Consider the following 1,268-nt stretch of genomic DNA (forward strand, 5'->3'; position numbering starts at 1 on the left):
GGGACTAGGCCTTCGCGGTTCTGTGCTTTTGGTATCTAGGTTCGTTCCTGAGAATACGGTTGGCGAGTTCTTTGACGCGGTGGAGAAGATCGCTGAGCAGAATCGCGTCATTCTGGTCGGAGCAAGCGGATATGGGGGTCCTCTGGACCACCGAGCCAAAGAGTTGTCGGACAAATTCGACAACGTAACTTGGCTCGGTCACATCCGCGATGATGCCCGATTGTTTTCATTGTTTCAGCACGCCGGCGCCTACTTCCATGGCCACAGTGTTGGAGGAACAAACCCAGCCCTGGTGCAGGCGATGGCCTGTGGTGCGCCTATTGTCGCCAGAGGAACGGTATATAATCGGGAAGTCCTGGCAGATTCGGCGCTTTATTGCTCACCCGAAGCGCAGAATATTTCTGAAGTAGTAATATCGGCTCTAAAAGATACTGCTGTTGGTAGTCAACGTGGACTTCGAGCGAGAGAAAGAGCCATTCAGCAGTATTCTTGGTCCAGTGTCTGCGAGGCGTACAACGACCTGCTCAACCAGGCGTTGATTCAACTCAAGCAAGGTGCGGACGTTCGATGAAAGTTCTCATGGACGCCTACTGGTGGTTTAGTGGACCGCCGTCAGGGAGAAATGTTGTTCGGTCGTTGGCGATTGGTTGGGCTGAAGCATATCCGCAGGACGGGATAACACTGATGCTTCCGAGGTCGGATCGAAATCGGAGTGAACTCGATAGAATTTCATCGGACTATCCGAACCTCTCCTTCTCGTTCACCCACGCACCACAACACGCCGTTGCAGCCATGACGGCAGGGCTGCTTTCTACGAGCTTCGATGTCGTCCTTACACATAACTTCGCGCCTTTGGGTGTGGGCGGCCTACGTTGCGTTTTTATCCACGATCTGATGTTCACTGAGCACCCCGAGTGGTTTACTCGGGCAGAACGATCGTACCTGAAAGGAATATGCTGGTCCGCGATTCGGGCTCAGCGGATATTCACCTCCTCGAGCTCCGAATCCGAAAGGATTCGAAGGCGCCTGCCCAATACTAAAGCATTGACCACGAATGTCGGCTTGGCATTGAGTAAAGAGTACGCCGATTCCGAACCGGCACCACTTGAGCTTGGATCCCCGTCGGACGGGTTCTTATTGAGCGTCGGCAGGGTCAACGTTCGCAAAAATCTTGAGCGCCGTGTTCGTTCACTTGTAAAAAACGATTTGATCAGCACGAAGCGTCCTCTAGTTATCGTCGGTGCGCCCGACGGTGCGCAAGGTAGCAC

General features: G+C 53.5%; 2 protein-coding genes. Both read left to right on the forward strand.

Going from position 1 to position 1,268, the window contains the following annotated elements:
• On the forward strand, nucleotides 1-571 hold a 571-nt coding region (locus LQV45_RS33500), incomplete at its 5' end, for a glycosyltransferase (RefSeq protein WP_230012083.1).
• 473 nt (nucleotides 572-1,044) lie between these two features.
• The coding region (locus LQV45_RS33505; protein ID WP_230012085.1) for a hypothetical protein at nucleotides 1,045-1,268 on the forward strand (224 nt) is incomplete at its 3' end.

This window comes from Microbacterium sp. Bi128 (assembly GCF_918698205.1).